The sequence below is a fragment of the Salinicola sp. JS01 genome, assembly GCF_030284585.1.
Classification (GTDB): Bacteria; Pseudomonadota; Gammaproteobacteria; order Pseudomonadales; family Halomonadaceae; genus Salinicola.
Genome location: NZ_CP127244.1, coordinates 1990870 through 2006019, shown reverse-complemented (window position 1 = coordinate 2006019; position 15150 = coordinate 1990870). Strand labels below are relative to the sequence as shown.

At 66.9% G+C, this 15150-nt stretch carries 11 protein-coding genes; 8 read left to right on the top strand and 3 right to left on the bottom strand.

Annotated elements, in window-relative coordinates:
• Positions 1-327 precede the first annotated feature (327 nt).
• From QO259_RS09090 to QO259_RS09060, 7 genes are all read left to right on the top strand, one after another.
• Positions 328-1296, top strand: a complete 969-nt coding sequence (locus QO259_RS09090; RefSeq protein ID WP_285952572.1) for a calcium/sodium antiporter — start codon at positions 328-330, stop codon at positions 1294-1296.
• Between the two features lie 354 nt (positions 1297-1650).
• Entirely contained in the window at positions 1651-3063 is a 1413-nt protein-coding gene (locus QO259_RS09085; protein WP_035471750.1) for a cytochrome ubiquinol oxidase subunit I, read from the top strand.
• 4 nt (positions 3064-3067) lie between these two features.
• Positions 3068-4069 carry a cytochrome d ubiquinol oxidase subunit II gene (cydB, locus tag QO259_RS09080; RefSeq protein WP_035471752.1) on the top strand — a complete coding sequence of 334 codons (1002 nt, stop codon included), beginning with the start codon at positions 3068-3070 and terminating at the stop codon, positions 4067-4069.
• Complete coding sequence (gene cydD / locus QO259_RS09075; protein WP_285952571.1) at positions 4066-5790, top strand: thiol reductant ABC exporter subunit CydD; 1725 nt, start codon at positions 4066-4068, stop codon at positions 5788-5790. The genes cydB and cydD overlap by 4 nt, the downstream gene beginning before the upstream one ends.
• Complete coding sequence (gene cydC, locus QO259_RS09070) at positions 5787-7493, top strand: thiol reductant ABC exporter subunit CydC (protein WP_285952570.1); 1707 nt, start codon at positions 5787-5789, stop codon at positions 7491-7493. The genes cydD and cydC overlap by 4 nt, the downstream gene beginning before the upstream one ends.
• Before the next feature lie 162 nt (positions 7494-7655).
• Positions 7656-8834, top strand: coding sequence for an acyl-CoA dehydrogenase (locus tag QO259_RS09065; RefSeq protein ID WP_285952569.1), 1179 nt, complete (start codon positions 7656-7658; stop codon positions 8832-8834).
• Between the two features lie 4 nt (positions 8835-8838).
• On the top strand, positions 8839-10056 hold the full coding sequence (locus QO259_RS09060) for a CaiB/BaiF CoA transferase family protein (protein ID WP_285952568.1): 1218 nt from the start codon (positions 8839-8841) through the stop codon (positions 10054-10056).
• Positions 10057-10062: 6 nt separating this feature from the next.
• On the opposite strand, the gene csiR is transcribed toward QO259_RS09060, so the two are convergent.
• Positions 10063-10770 carry a DNA-binding transcriptional regulator CsiR gene (gene csiR / locus QO259_RS09055; protein ID WP_285952567.1) on the bottom strand — a complete coding sequence of 236 codons (708 nt, stop codon included), beginning with the start codon at positions 10768-10770 and terminating at the stop codon, positions 10063-10065.
• A gap of 146 nt (positions 10771-10916) precedes the next feature.
• Between csiR and QO259_RS09050 the strand changes: the two genes are divergently transcribed.
• A complete protein-coding gene (locus QO259_RS09050) occupies positions 10917-12149 on the top strand; it encodes an AGE family epimerase/isomerase (RefSeq protein WP_285952566.1) in 1233 nt (410 codons plus the stop codon).
• A gap of 148 nt (positions 12150-12297) precedes the next feature.
• On the opposite strand, the gene QO259_RS09045 is transcribed toward QO259_RS09050, so the two are convergent.
• Together QO259_RS09045 and QO259_RS09040 are read right to left on the bottom strand one after the other, a co-directional pair.
• Positions 12298-14109: a SulP family inorganic anion transporter gene (locus QO259_RS09045; RefSeq protein ID WP_285952565.1), complete on the bottom strand. Its 1812-nt coding sequence runs from the start codon at positions 14107-14109 to the stop codon at positions 12298-12300.
• Positions 14110-14203: 94 nt separating this feature from the next.
• Entirely contained in the window at positions 14204-15133 is a 930-nt protein-coding gene (locus tag QO259_RS09040; protein ID WP_285952564.1) for an alpha/beta hydrolase, read from the bottom strand.
• Between the last annotated feature and the right edge of the window lie 17 nt (positions 15134-15150).

Sequence of the window (15150 nt, the reverse complement as noted above, 5' to 3'; positions counted from 1 at the left end):
GAGAGGCCAATCAAGCTTCCTTCGAGTCGCGGTCTTGCCGGATCGTCATGTTACCGGAATACATACATTCATGCATGTTTGCTGGGTTGTCGGAGCGCTGGTGAAAGCAGCGCAGATGCGCTCCCGCTGGGCATGAGCCGTGCTGGGTTACTGTGTCTTTCGAGACGGCCGCACTTCGATACCGTTGAGCTCCGATACTATAGTAGGTCAAGGCGTTAGTGCCCTAGAAGAACAAACGTTTACACGGCGATCGTTTTACACGGCGTCGATGAGAGAAGTGCGCACCCCCGGGTGCGCTCGAGTGGATCGCTAAGGAGAAGGATAGCCATGCTGGCTCTAGGGGCAATCATCATTGGACTGGCGCTGCTCGTATGGAGTGCCGATCGTTTCGTCGAGGGTGCCGCCTCCACCGCGGCCCATCTGGGGCTGCCACCGCTGCTGATCGGCATGCTGGTGATCGGCTTCGGCACCTCGGCGCCGGAGCTGATGGTCTCGGCACTGGCGGCGAGCCAGGGCAATCCGGGTTTGGCCCTGGGCAATGCCTATGGTTCCAATATCGCCAATATCGGCCTGATCGTCGGGCTGGTGGCGCTGATCAGTCCGCTGACGGTGAACTCGCAGGTCATCCGCCAGGAGTTGCCGCTGCTCGGCGTGGCGACCCTGGTCTCGCTCTGGTGTCTGCACGATGGTGATATCTCGCGCGGCGACGGCGTGCTGATGCTGGGGTTGCTGGCACTCTACCTGATCTACAGCGTGCTGCGCGCGCGGCGTCAGGATGACGATACCTTGGCAGTCGACGTCGAGAGTCACGCCGCAGCGCACGCCATGAGCTTAAAGCGCGGCCTGTTCTGGACCCTTGCCGGGCTTGTGCTGCTGATCGCCAGCTCGCGGCTGCTGGTATGGGGGGCGGTGAGCATTGCCCAGGCGCTGGGGGTCAGCGATCTGGTCATCGGCCTCACCGTGGTGGCGATCGGTACCTCGCTGCCGGAGCTCGCCTCGTCGCTGGTGGCGGTGCGCAAGGGTGAGCACGATCTGGTGCTCGGTAACGTGGTGGGCTCCAACTTCTTCAACACGCTGGCGGTGGTGGGGCTGGCAGGGATCATCCACCCGATTGACGTCGACACCGTGGTGGTGACCCGGGACTGGCCGGTGATGGCGGGGCTGACCCTGGCGCTGCTGGTCTTTGGCATCGGTCTGCGTGGCCGCCAGGGTAGGATCAATCGCCTCGAAGGCGGGGCGCTGCTGGCCAGCTTCATCGCCTACACCGTCTGGCTGGTCTCCACCGTACTGGTGTGAGGCCGAGGGTTCTCCAGCCAGGGCCGACAAAGGCAAGCGCCAGGACTTGGCATTTTGTCGCACCCCAAGGGGTATGCGGGACGCGCTGACCTTGGGGTGGTCGGCGCCAGGCCGCGTGGTTGGCGGCTTTTAGCAGAATTGCCTAATGTTTGCTCAGGACCTGCGGCAGGGCTGCGACATTGCGACATCGTGTGAGCGGCTGTCAGCGCTCGTATCATCGTTGCCAAGACCTGCAAGGGTCGATCTCCGCCGACCTCGACGGCCGGTCACTATAGAGGGAGCGCGCCCGGCGGCGCGGATGGCCCCATCCGTCAAGCCGCTTCGCGACGCTCTCACGCATCCGAGGAGCCAGCCATGGCACTAGATCCCATCCTACTCTCACGATTGCAGTTCGCTTTCGTGGTCTCCTTCCACGCCATCTTTCCGGTGTTCACCATCGGCCTGGCCTCCTATGTCGCCGTGCTGCAGGGGCTCTATGTCGCTACCGGCAACGCGGTGTGGGATCGCCTGGGCTACTTCTGGACCAAGATCTTCGCCGTGGTGTTCGGTATCGGCGTGGTCTCGGGCATCGTGATGGCGTTTCAGTTCGGTACCAACTGGAGCAACTTCGTACGCTTCGCGGCCAACATCATCGGGCCGCTGCTCAGCTACGAGGTGATCACGGCCTTCTTCCTCGAGGCGGGCTTTCTCGGCGTGCTGCTGTTCGGCCGCCACCGGGTGTCGCCTTCGGTGCACTTCTTCGCCGCGCTGATGGTGGCGGTGGGCACCTTCATCTCGGCCTTCTGGATTCTGGTCTCCAACAGCTGGATGCAGACTCCGCAGGGCTTCGAGATTCGTGAGGGCGTGGCCCACGTGACCTCGTGGATGGAGGCGATGTTCACGCCATCCTTCCCTTATCGCTTCGCGCACATGGCGCTGGCGGCCTTCCTTACCGGCGGTTTCGTGGTGTGCGGTGTCAGCGCCTGGTTCCTGATCCGCGGGCGTGACGTCGAGGCTCACCGCCGGGCGCTGTCGATGACACTGTGGCTGCTGCTGATCCTGGCGCCGCTGCAGGCCTTCGTCGGCGACGAGCACGGTCTCAACACGCTCGAGCACCAGCCGATGAAGGTGGCGGCGATGGAGGGCAACTGGGATACCCAGTCCAACGTGCCGCTGCTGCTGTTCGCGCTGCCGGATCGCGAGCTGCAGGCCAACCGCATGGAGATCGGCATCCCCAACGGCGCCAGCCTGATCCTGCGACACGATCCCAACGGCGTGGTGCCGGGGCTCAAGGAGATTCCCGAGTCGCAGCAGCCGCCGGTGTGGATGGTGTTCTACAGCTTCCGGGTGATGGTGGCGATGGGGCTTCTGATGATCGCCTTCGCGCTGGCCGGGCTGTTCCTGCGTAAGGGCGGGCGCCTCTACACCTCGCGGTTCTATTTGCGCGGGCTGCAGTTCATGAGCCTGGCGCCGTTCCTGGCGGTGCTCTCGGGCTGGTTCGTCACCGAGATCGGACGTTCGCCGTGGCTGGTCTACAACGTGCTCTCCTACAAGGATGCGGTGACGCCGTCGCTCTCCGGCTGGATGGTGCTGGTGACGCTGATCGGCTACATCACGGTCTACGCGGTGATCTTCGTCTCCGGGGTCTACTACCTGTTCAAGGTGATTCGCCAGGGGCTCGACGAGCTCGATCCGGACGAGGAGATTCACGACGCGGATCGCCCGGCGCGGCCGCTCTCCGCCACCCACGTGCCGTTCGACGGCCATACTTCGGCCTCCAGGAGCTAAGCGCATGCAAATGTTCGATCTCTCTCTGATCTGGGCGGTCATCATCGCGGTCGGCGTGATCATGTACGTGCTCATGGATGGCTTCGACCTGGGCTTGGGTATTCTCTTCCCGTTCGCGCCGGACGAGGATGCCCGCGATGTGATGATGAACTCGGTGGCGCCGGTATGGGACGGCAACGAGACCTGGCTGATCCTCGGCGGCGCCGGGCTGATCGGCGCCTTCCCGCTGGTCTACACCATTTTGCTGCCGGCGCTTTACCTGGGCGTGTTCCTGATGCTGGCGGGGCTGATCTTCCGCGGCGTGGCGTTCGAGTTCCGCTTCAAGTCGCACCGCTCCAAGCGCTACTGGAGTCTCTCCTTCGCCGGCGGCTCGTTCCTCGCGGCCTTTGCCCAGGGCTGCGTCGTCGGCGCCTATATCCAGGGCTTCGAGACCGCCAATGGGGTCTATGTCGGTGGTGCCCTCGACTGGCTGACGCCGTTCACCATCCTCACCGGCTTCGGCCTGGTGGTCGGCTATGCGCTGCTGGGGGCGACCTGGCTGGTGCTCAAGTCCGAAGGCCACGTGCGTGACTGGGCGCGGGCGCTGGTGCCCAAGCTGCTGCTGGGTGTACTCGCGGTGTTCGCTATCGTCAGCCTGTGGACGCCGTGGATCGACCGCGGTGTGTTCGAGCGCTGGTTCGATCACCTGCAGGTGATCTGGCTGCTGCCCGCTGGGGCGCTGCTGTGCGCGCTGGGGATCTTCCTGTGCAACCGCCACGGCCGTGAAGGCGGTGCCTTCCTGCTCACCCTCGGGCTGTTCGTGTGCACCTATCTGGGGTTGATCGTCAGCCGCTGGCCCTATGTGGTGCCGCCGCAGATAACCCTGTGGGATGCCGCCTCGGCGCCGGAGTCGCAGTTCTTCCTGCTGATCGGGGTGCTCTTCGTTCTGCCGATCGTGCTGGTCTACACCGCCTGGTCCTACTGGGTATTCCGCGGCAAGGTGCGCGTCGGCGAGGGCTACCATTGAGCCGAGCGTCGCGTTCAGGTGCCAGCTCGCGTCCGCGCAATCCGTCGCGGGCGTGGCTGGAGGCCCAGGCCACGGCCATTCGGCCGTGGCACCGGCGTGCGCTGGGCTGTGGTTTGCTAGCCGCCCTGGCCACGCTGGTTCAGTTGGGCGGGCTGGCCTGGATCGTCGCCCAGGCGGTGATCGCCAAGCAGGGCATCGCCGAGCTGTGGCCGGCACTGCTGGTGGTGGGGCTGGCGTTGACGCTGCGCGCCGCCGCCCAGTGGGGGCAGGAGGTGAGCGGCCAGGCCTGCGGGTTAGCAGTGAAGCGCACCGTGCGTGCGCAGCTGTTGGCCAAGCTCCACGCGCTCGGCCCGGTGCGCCTGGCCTCCCGGCACAGTGCCGGTCTGGCCAGCCAGCTGGTCGACCAGGTCGAGTCGCTGGAGGGCTACTACGCGCGTTTTCGTCCTCAGGTGATGCTGGCGCTGGCGGTGCCGCTGCTCTATCTGGCGGTGGTGGCGTGGCTCAACTGGCTGGCCGCGGTCTGGCTGCTGATCGCCGCACCGCTGATTCCGCTGTTCATGGCGCTGATCGGCATGGGCGCGCAACGCTTGAACGAGGCGCAGTTTCGCGCCGTGACGCGGCTTTCCGGCCACTTTCTCGACCGCGTGCGCGGGATCACCACGCTGCAGCTGTTCGGCCTTGGCGAGCGCGCCACCGCCGAAGTGAGCGACGTCGCCCATGACTATCGGCGGCGCAGCATGCGCACCCTGCGCGTGGCGTTTCTCTCCTCGGCGGTGCTCGAGTTCTTCGCCGCCGTCTCCGTCGCCGTGGTGGCGATCTATATCGGTCTCGGCCTGCTGGGCTATATCGACTACGGCCCGGCCGGCGAGCTGGATCTGTTCAGCGGCCTGTTCATCCTGTTGCTGGCGCCGGAGTTCTTTCAGCCGCTGCGCACGCTGTCGCAGCACTACCACGATCGTGCCTCGGCGCTGGGGGCGGCGGAAGGGCTGATGGCGCTGCTCGACGAGCCGGTGCCAGAGTCGGGCTCGGCAGCGGCGCCAACGTCGAGTGCGCCAGTGACGGCGGTGGTGGAGCTGGAGGCTGTCGAACTCAGTCATGTCGGCCGCCAGCGGGTGCTGGGGCCGCTTTCACTGCGTGTGGAAACCGGCGAGGTGGTGGCCCTGATTGGCCCCTCCGGCAGCGGCAAGTCTAGCCTGCTGCAACTGATCGCCGGCTTCGTCGCCGCCGACTGCGGCCGGGTCGCAGTGGCACCCGGGCCGGCGATCGCGTGGCTCGACCAGCGTCCGCTGATCATCCAGGGCACACTCGCCGAGAATCTGCGTCTGGTGGCGCCGACGGCAAGCGACACCGCGCTGCATGAGGCGTTGGAAGAGGCCGGGCTGAGTGACTGGCTGCGCGCCGCCGCGCACGGCCTCGAGACGCCACTGGGCGAGCGGGGTGTGGGGCTTTCCGGGGGCGAGGGGCAGCGTCTGGCGCTGGCGCGGATCTTCCTGTCGCCGGCACGCCTGGTGCTGCTCGACGAGCCTACCGCCGCCCTCGATCCAGAGACCGAGCGCGTGGTCGTGGCCGCGCTCCAGCGGCTCGCCGCCAGCGGTCGCACACTGCTGGTGGCGACCCATCATCCGGCGCTCATGGCCATGGCCGATCGTGTGTTCGCCCTCGATGGCGGCCGCCTGGTCAGTGCACCCGGCACTCTTCGGCAGGAGGTCTCGCATTCATGAGTTCGTTGGCAACTGGCGTGACGCATCTCTACCGTAGCCTGCGCCCATGGCTCGGCGTGCTCGGTGCACGGCGTGGTCGGCTGTGGCTCGGTGCCGCGCTGATGCTGGCCACACTGGTGAGCGCGCTGGGCCTTTTGTCGCTCTCAGGCTGGTTCATCACCGCCACCGCGGTGGCGGCACTCTCCGCACCGGTGTTCTTCGATGTCTTCGCGCCGGGCAGTGGGGTGCGCGCCTTCGCGGTTGCGCGTACCGCGAGTCGCTATCTCGAGCGGCTTTACAACCACGACACCGTTCTACGCCTGCTGGCGGATCTGCGTGGTGGGGTGTTCGCGCGGCTGGTGCGGCTGGACGCGCGCACGCTCTCCCGCGCCCGCGCCGCGCAGTGGCTCAATCGTCTCACTGCGGATATCGACACCCTCGATAACCTCTATCTGCGCCTGCTGGCACCGCCGCTGGTGGCGCTGGCGGCGATTCTCGGTTTCGCCCTGTTCTCCATGCTGTTCCTGCCCGTGGCGGGTTGGCTACTGCTGGGGCTGTTGGTGCCCTTGTGGTTGGTGCTGACGGTGGGCTGCGCGGCTTGGGGCTGGCGTGCCAGCCATCGCCGGGTGGATCGCCAGGAGGCGCTACGGGTGCGTGCGGTGGAGCAGGTGGAAGGGCTGGCCGAACTCACCGCCTATGGTGCGCTGGAAACGCATCTGGGCCACTGGCGGGCTGAAGAGCAGGGCCTGCTCGACGATCAGCGCCAACTGGGCAAGCGCACCGCAGCAGCCAACGCGCTGACCACGCTGGTGATCCAGCTGGCTGCCGTGAGTGTACTCGCACTCGGCCTGGCGGCGCTGTCGAGCGCTGCGCTGAGTGGCGCCCAGATGGTGATGTTGACTCTGGGCACGCTGGCGGTGGCGGAGGGCCTCGGCGGTTTGCCGATGGCGTTCACCCAGCTCGGCGCGACCCAGCGCGCGGCGGAGCGCCTCAATGCCCAGACCGCGCTGGCGCCCGAGCAGGCGGGCATGACGCTGCAGGGCGGTGGTGCCGCGCCGAGTCTGGTCTATCGCGATGTCGGGTTGTGCCAGGGCGGGCGCTGGGTTCTGCGCGGGGTCGATCTTGCCCTGGCGCCGGGGCAGCAGGTCGCGGTGATCGGCGCCTCCGGCAGCGGCAAGTCGACGCTGGCGCAACTGGCGGTGCGCGCCTTCGACCCGGATATCGGCGAACTGCGCTTCGATGACCATGAGATCGCCGAACTGGCGCCGGAGTCGCTGCGCGCGCGCATCGGCTATCTCACCCAGCGCAGCGAGCTGTTCCATGACACCCTGGCGGCCAATCTGCGCATGGGCGACCCCGCCGCCAGCGACGCCCAGCTCTGGGCGGTGCTCGAGCAGGTAGACCTGCGCGAGTGGGCCGAGGCGCTGCCGCAGGGGCTAGAGACCTGGGTCGGCGAGCAAGGGCGTCAGCTCTCCGGTGGTCAGGCACGGCGGGTGGCGCTGGCGCGGGTGATGCTGCGCAACTCGCCGCTGGTGATTCTTGACGAGCCGCTGAGTGGGTTGGATGCGCAAACCGCACAGCTGGTGAAGGCGGCGCTGTCGCACTGGCTGGCCGGGCGCACCGCGCTGCTGCTGGCGCATGAACCGGCAGCTCTCCCGGCGTGCGATAGCTGCTGGCGACTGGTACCCGGCGCTCAGGGGGCCGCGTTGCAGCCGATGTCTTGAATGCCACGCAGTCTCGGTGACCCGATGAAAACGTCGATATTTCATATGGAATATCGACGTTTTTCGCATATCCCTTCTGTCAGCCCTGGCGTAGGCTTTTGCCAAGGCGCTGTCTTCATGCGCCATTCTCTCCTTTCGACATAGCGCCAGGAGGCGTGTGCCATGCCCGATTTTCAGTGGGACGATCCGCTGCTCTTCGACCAGCAGCTCGACGATGAAGAGCGTCAGATCCAGCAGGTGGCGCGGGACTACTGCCAGACACGGTTGCAGCCCAGGGTGCTGGAGGCGTTCGAGTCGGAGCGCTTCGAGCGCGAGATTCTCTTCGAGATGGGCGAGCTGGGCCTGCTCGGCGCGACCGTGAGTGAAGCCTATGGTGGCGCCGGGGCCAGTCACGTGGCCTATGGACTGATCGCGCGCGAAGTGGAACGGGTCGATTCCGGCTACCGCTCGGCCATGAGCGTGCAGTCGTCGCTGGTGATGTATCCGATCGAGACCTATGGCAGTGAGGCGCAGAAGCAGCGCTGGCTGCCGGGGCTGGCGCGCGGTGAGCTGGTCGGCTGCTTCGGGCTGACCGAGCCCAACGCCGGTTCCGACCCGGGCAGCCTGCAGACCCGGGCGCGCAAGGTCGACGGCGGCTACCGGCTCAGCGGCCAGAAGATGTGGATCACGAATAGCCCGATCGCCGATGTGGCGGTGGTTTGGGCCAAATCCGATGCCCATGAGGGGCGCATCAAAGGCTTTCTGGTCGAGCGCGGCGCACCGGGTTTCTCAACGCCTACCATCCAGGCCAAGGCGTCGTTGCGGGCGTCGGTCACCGGCGAGATCGTGCTCGACGATGTCTTCGTCGACGAGGAGGCGCTGCTGCCCGGTGCCGCTGGTCTGAGCGGGCCGTTCGGCTGTCTCAACAAGGCGCGCTTCGGTATCGCCTGGGGCACGCTGGGCGCCGCCGAGTTCTGCTGGCACGCGGCGCGTCAGTACACCCTGGACCGCCAGCAGTTCGGCCGGCCGCTGGCGGCCAACCAGCTTATCCAGCTCAAACTGGCCGACATGCAGACCGAAATCGCGCTGGGCCTGCAGGCGTGTCTGCGTGTCGCGCAGCTGCTCGATGCCGGCAAGGCGACGCCGGAGATGATCTCGCTGATCAAGCGCAACCACAGCGGCAAGGCGCTGAACATCGCGCGCACCGCCCGCGACATGCACGGCGGCAACGGTATCTCGCTGGAGTTCGGGGTGATCCGCCACATGCTCAACCTGGAGACGGTCAACACCTACGAAGGTACTCACGATATCCATGCGCTGATCCTGGGGCGTGCCCAGACCGGCATTCAGGCGTTCGGGTGAGACCATGAGTGACGCCCAACCGCCGCTCGCCGGCCTGCGCGTGCTCGACCTGTCGCGGGTGCTGGCAGGCCCCTGGTGTACCCAGCAACTGGCCGACCTGGGCGCCGAGGTGATCAAGATTGAGCGCCCCGGGCGGGGTGACGATACCCGCGGCTGGGGGCCGCCCTGGCTGCCGGGGACCCGGGAGTCCGCCTACTTCCTGAGTGCCAACCGCGGCAAGCGCTCGGTGGCGATCGATCTCGCCGACCCCGAGGGCCAGGCGTTGGTGCGCCAGCTGGCGGCTCACGCCGACGTGCTGATCGAGAACTTCAAGGTGGGCGGGCTGGCGGCCTACGGGCTCGATCACGCCAGCCTCCAGGCGGACAACCCCGGCCTGGTCTACTGCTCGATCACCGGTTTCGGTCAGGATGGCCCCTATGCCGCGCGAGCGGGTTACGACTTCCTGATCCAGGGCATGGGCGGGCTGATGAGCCTCACCGGGCAGCCCGATGCGGCCGGCGGCGAGCCGACCAAGGTGGGCGTGGCCCTCACCGATATCTTTACCGGGCTGTATGCCGCCAACGCCATCCTGGCGGCACTGCGCCGGCGTGAACACGATGGCAAGGGTGCCTATATCGACATGGCGCTGCTCGACGTCCAGGTTGGGGTGCTGGCCAATCAGGCGCTCAACTATCTCACCAGCGCTGATGTGCCCCAGCGCCTGGGCAACGCTCATCCCAATATCGTGCCCTATCAGGCGTTCGCCGCCGCCGATGGCCATCTGATCATCACCGTGGGCAACGACGCCCAGTTCCGGCGCCTGTGCGAGGTGCTTTCGTTGGCGGCGCTGGCGGACGACCCGCGCTTTGCCACCAACGCCGCCCGGGTGGCGCACCGCGAGCTGCTGGTGGCGCAATTGGCGGCGCGCCTGGTCGAGCGCCGCCGCGACGACTGGTTATTGGCGCTGGAACGGGCGGGGGTGCCGAGCGGGCCGATCAATACCCTGGACCAGGTCTTCGACGACCCGCAGGTGCGCCATCGCGGGATGCAGATCGAACGCCGTGGCGACGATGGCCGCGTCGCGCGTCTGGTTGGCAACCCCATCAAGCTGGATGGCGAGCGCCTGGGTGCGTCGGGGATGCCGCCACGGTTGGGCGAGCATACCCTCGCCGTGCTCGAAGGGTGGCTGGGCCCTGGCGCCGCGGACTGGGAAGCGCTGCGCGAGCGTGGCGTGATCGGCTGATGCCGTCTACGCCCAGCCACGCTCCGTCAGCCGCCGCTGAATGATCGCCACCGGGGTCAGCAGATGGTCACGCAGTGCGCCCGCGGCACCCTCGGCGTCGCGTGCCAGAACGCGCTCGATCAGTGCCGCGTGTTCGACTCGCTTGGCGGCCAGCGCCTCGGCCGAGAAGACCGTCTGGTGCAGCCACAGGTGGCGATAGCGCTGGGCCTGATCGAACAGCGCCGCGCGTGCCTGCAGTAGCGGTGGGCAGCCGCAGCCGTCGACGATTGCCGCATGCAGCGCCTGATGGCGGGCATCCCAAAGATCGAGCATGTCATCACCCGAGTGCAGCTCGCTGACCCGAGACAGGCGATGCGCTGCGGCCAGGATCGCCGCCTCCCAGGCGTCATCGCCGCGTTCGATGGCCAGCCGGGTAAGCAGGCCCTCGAGTTCGGCACGCGCATCGTAGAGCGCTTCGAGCTCGCTCAGCGACATCGGCGCGACGCGGTAGCCGCGCTGGTTGACACTGGTCACCAGGCGCTCGCCCACCAGGCGGGTCAGCGCTTCGCGCAGTGGCCCCACACCGATGGCGTAGCGCGCCTTGAGTTCGTTCATCAGCAGCTTCTCCGTCGGGGCGTAGTGGCCCCGGACGAGATCGCGCTTGAGGGCGGCGTAGGCGGCTTCGGCACTCTGAGGCGCGGCGCTGATAGCGCCCTGGGGTGTGTCGGATGGCATGGCGAGTCGGCCGAGACGATGAGTGAAGATGAGATATCGATATTGAACGAAAATATCGACGTCTTGAGAAGCACGACCAGAGGCGCATTGCATCGCACGGGCCGGCAGGCTAAACCAGACGGAGCGATCCTAAGGATGCTTTGCCCATGCCGTTGACCTCAGCCTCACAAGTCGCTCATCACATCGATAGTCTGATGGGGTTCTATCACCCGCGGTGCATCGATACCCAGGCAGGCTTCTTCCACGCCTTCACCGATAGTGGCGAACGGCTTCAGCCCCAGCGTCGCCATCTGCTCTCCAGCGCCGGCTTCGTGATCAACTATGCGCGCTACGCGGTGTATCGCGGCGAGCCGGAGTATCTGCACTGGGCGCGCCACGGTCTGCGTTTTCTCGAAGAGCATCACTACCAGACGCGAACCCAGGGCTACGCCTGGCTGCTCGACGGCGCCACGCCGGAAGACGAGACCCAGCGCTGTCTGGGGCTGGCGCGGGTGCTCGAGGCCTACGCGGTAGCCCTGGACGCCGGCATCGGCGAGGCGGCAGCGGGGCTTGCGCGGGTGCGGGCACTGATCGACAAACATCTCTACGAAACCGGCAGCGCACGCTACGCCGACTCGGCGGATGCGCGCTGGCGGCTCGCGACCTATCGCAGTCAACTTGCCAACCTGGAGATGTGTGAGGCACTGCTGGCCTGCCAGGCGGTGAGCAGCCATGACGAGCCTCTGGCGCGGGCGCTGAGCGTGACCCGCAGCGTCTGGCAGCAGTTGGCACCGCTCGCCGGCGGCTGGCTGTGGGAGCACTTCGATCGCGACTGGCGGGTGGATTTCGAGCTGCACCGTGACCGCCCCGATGATCGCTACCGCCCCTGGGGCTTCCAGGTCGGCCATCTCGCCCAGTGGGCCAAGCTGATGACGCGACTCGCGGCGTGGGCGCCGAGTGCGCGCGGCTGGCTGCTGGACACCGCCGGATCGCTATTTGTCGGCGCGATGGAGGCGGGTTGGGATAGCCTGCATGGCGGGCTGGTCAGCGGCGTGGACATGCGCCGGGAGGTGGTCAATCGGGACAAGCAGCACTGGGTCCAGGCGGAGAGCCTGGCGGCCGCGGCGCTGCTCGCCGATGCCACCGGGCAGCCGCGCTACTGGCGCTGGTACGATCGCATCGCCGACTACTGCGGCCAGCATATGATCGACGGCGCTCGTGGCGGCTGGTATGCCACGCTGACCGCGGACAATCGCCCCTACTCGCGTGAGAAGAGCCCACTGGGCAAGACCGACCGCCGTCCGCTGGCGACCTGTTATCTGCTGCTGCCGATCCTGCGTCGTCGCGAAGGGCTGGAGAGACCGGGGCATGTTATCGGCAGCGGGTTCGCCGATGCCTAAGAGGGTGTTTACAAAATGTCTGCGCTCGACGATACGGCGTTGAAGTCGACCTCAAAGTACTCATTTACACCCCGTAAACTCCGTCTTTTCGGCCGATTTCGCCTTGTCTCGCCTTCGCTCGTCGAATTTGTAAACACCCTTTAAGACCTCACCTGGTGGCGTCCGGTGATTCGGCGCCGGCTCGGGCCTCGTCGTCCAGGCGGTGGCGCAGCTCGGTCCAGGCGGCGTAGGTGCTGAGGTAGACCTCGCCGCTCAGATGGTCGAGAAAGTCGCTCTTCTTGAGCCGGTCCATCACCGGACCCTTGACCTCGGCCAGATTGAGCGCGATCTGGGAGTCGGCCAGGCGCGCGTTGATCGCTTCCAGGCTCTCCAGCGCCGAGGCGTCGATCATGTTGACCGCCGAGCAGATGAGCACCAGATGGCGCATGGCCGGGCGATCGGCGATCAGCGCGTAGACGGTATCCTCGAGATAGCGCGCATTGGCGAAATAGAGACTTTCGTCGATCCGCAGCAGCGCTATCTCGGCATCGATCTCGGCCTCGTGGCGGCGCACGTTGCGAAAGTGTTCGGTGCCCGGCAACCGGCCCACCACCGCGGTGTGCGGACGGCTGGTGCGATACAGATAGAGCGCCAGCGACACGCCCACCCCGGCCATCACACCAGCCTCGACGCCCTCCAGGAAGGTGAGCACGATGGTGATCAGCATGGCGGCGAAGTCGCTTTGTGAGTAGCGCCAGGTTCGCTTGAGCCCGGGCAGGTCGACCAGGGTCATCGCTGAGACGATGATGCTGGCGGCCAGGGTGGCGATCGGCAGATAGGCGATCAGCGGCGTCAGGCACAGGATCACCAGGCCCACGCCGAGCGCCGCCAGCGCGCCGGCGGCGGGGGTCCGCGCACCGGCATCGAAGTTGATCACGGTCCGCGACAGGCTGCCGGTGACCGGCATGCCCGAGGTGAAGGCGGCGGCGAGGTTGGCGCTGCCCAGGCCGATCAGCTCCTGATCGGGCGAGATGCGCTCGCGCCGCCGCGCGGCCAGCATCTGCGCCAGCGACACCGACTCGATGAATCCCACTACGCTGATCAGAAAGGCCGGCAGCAGCAGCTCGCGCCACACTGACGGGTCGAGCGAGGGCAGGCTGAGCGGCGGCAGGTGGGCGGGAATCTCGCCGACCACGGCCACGCCCAGGGCGGGCAGGTCGAGCGTCCACGAGAGTAGCGTGGTGATGGCCACCGCCATCACCGGTCCCAGGCGCACGATGAAGGTGGCGGTGCCGGCGGCAAGCCCCAGGCGGCGCAGTAACGGTGCGGCGCGGCGCATCAGCAGCAGAAACAGCAGCGCGCTCAGCCCCAGGCCCAGCGTGGGCCAGTGCAACTGGTCGAGATGGCGCAGGATGTGCAGGAGCTGGTCGAGCAGCGTGAAGCCTGAGCCGCCGATCCCCATGAGGCTGGCGATCTGGCTGGCGGCGATCAGCACGCCCGAGGCGGTCAGCAGGCCCGAGACCACCGGGTGACTCAGGAAGTTGGCGAAGAAACCCAGCCGCAGCAGCCCCATGAGTGCCAGAATCAGCCCCGAGAGCAGCGCCAGGGTGACCGCCCCCTGGCTGTAGGCGACGCTGCCGGGCACGAACAGCGGTGACAGCGCCGCGGCGGTCATCAGCGAGACGATCGCCATGGGGCCGACGGCGAGGGTGCGGCTGGTGCCGAACAGGGTATAGGCGATCAGCGGCAGCATACTGGCATAGAGCCCGGTGACCGCCGGCAACCCGGCGAGAATGGCATAGGCCAGCGCCTGCGGTATCACCATCAGGGTCACGATGACCGCCGCGATCAGATCCTCGCCGAGCAGATGACGATTGTAGTAAGGCAGCCAGGTGGTGATGGGAAAATAGCCGGCGATGCGCGCGCGCAGCCGAATCCGTTCGCGGGGCTCGCTAGCGAGCCATCGGCGCCATCGGCTCATCGTGTTTTCGGCCTCTGTTCATAAGCTTATCGTTGGAAGCGATAATGGTGCGCGCTCGCCGGAGTGCATGCAAGCGGGCCGCCGCTGAACGTACTCAATTGGCCGGCATCTCGCGGGCGAGAAAATCGAGCGCCGCCGCTTCGGCATCGCCACGCAGCAGGAAGGCGGTAATATGGCCGCGCCAGCGCATCCAGTAGAGCTCGGCGTGGACGCCGTGTGATTGCAGGGCGCTGAACAGCACCCGGGCGTGCTCGGGCGGCACCAGGTCGTCCCAGGTGCCATGGAACAAAAAGAAGGGCGGGGCACCAGCGTGGACATGGGCCAGCGGCGATGCGGCGGCATAGGCTTCAGGGAGTTCCTCCTTGGTGCCACCCAGCAACTGGATCAGCAATCGGCCGCTGTCCCAGAGCCGTAGATCTGCCGGGGTGCCTCCGGAGACCACCGCGGCGAAGCCGGTGTCTTGGCCACCGTAGGGGCGATCGAGCGGGCTGTCGGTGCCGGCCACCAGGGCGAGCAGGCTGACCAGGTGGGCGCCGGAGGAGTAGCCCAGACCGGCGATGCGATCCGGGTCGATTCGCCACTCGCTGGCGTGGGCGTCGATCCAGTGACGCGCCAGCTGCAGATCGTGCAACTGCGCCGGAAAGCGGAACTCTGGGGCGAAACGGTAGCTGACGTTGATCACCACGTAGCCCTGGCGGACGAAGCGCTTGGCGATCGGGGTCATGTCGTCTTTCGAGCGCCCCTCCCAACCACCGCCGTGAACCATCATCACTGCCGGGCGCAGCTCGGTGCCAGGGGTATCGGGTAGATAGACATCCGCCATCAGCGCCTGCGGCCAGTCCGTCGGGGTGAAGCGCTGGTCATGCAGAACCTGGTAGTCGAGCCCCTGTGGTGTGCGGGCTGCCGCGGCGCCGGCATCGTCGGGCGCGTTGACATAGGTCGAGCAGCCGCCCAGCGCCAGGCTCAGCAGTAGCCAGGCTCCTGCTCCCCTCAAGCTTCGCAGGGCACGCAGCGAGCGCGCCATCGATGGCGTTCTCCGTT

Bases quoted from the DNA above. Each gene is read 5' to 3' on its own strand.
- QO259_RS09065 (WP_285952569.1), top strand. From the start codon at position 7,656: ATGCCCGATTTTCAGTGGGACGATCCGCTGCTCTTCGACCAGCAGCTC.
- cydB (WP_035471752.1), top strand. From the start codon at position 3,068: ATGCAAATGTTCGATCTCTCTCTGATCTGGGCGGTCATCATCGCGGTC.
- QO259_RS09050 (WP_285952566.1), top strand. From the start codon at position 10,917: ATGCCGTTGACCTCAGCCTCACAAGTCGCTCATCACATCGATAGTCTG.
- QO259_RS09085 (WP_035471750.1), top strand. From the start codon at position 1,651: ATGGCACTAGATCCCATCCTACTCTCACGATTGCAGTTCGCTTTCGTG.
- QO259_RS09040 (WP_285952564.1), bottom strand. From the start codon at position 15,133: ATGGCGCGCTCGCTGCGTGCCCTGCGAAGCTTGAGGGGAGCAGGAGCC.
- QO259_RS09090 (WP_285952572.1), top strand. From the start codon at position 328: ATGCTGGCTCTAGGGGCAATCATCATTGGACTGGCGCTGCTCGTATGG.
- QO259_RS09045 (WP_285952565.1), bottom strand. From the start codon at position 14,109: ATGAGCCGATGGCGCCGATGGCTCGCTAGCGAGCCCCGCGAACGGATT.
- QO259_RS09060 (WP_285952568.1), top strand. From the start codon at position 8,839: ATGAGTGACGCCCAACCGCCGCTCGCCGGCCTGCGCGTGCTCGACCTG.
- cydC (WP_285952570.1), top strand. From the start codon at position 5,787: ATGAGTTCGTTGGCAACTGGCGTGACGCATCTCTACCGTAGCCTGCGC.
- csiR (WP_285952567.1), bottom strand. From the start codon at position 10,770: ATGCCATCCGACACACCCCAGGGCGCTATCAGCGCCGCGCCTCAGAGT.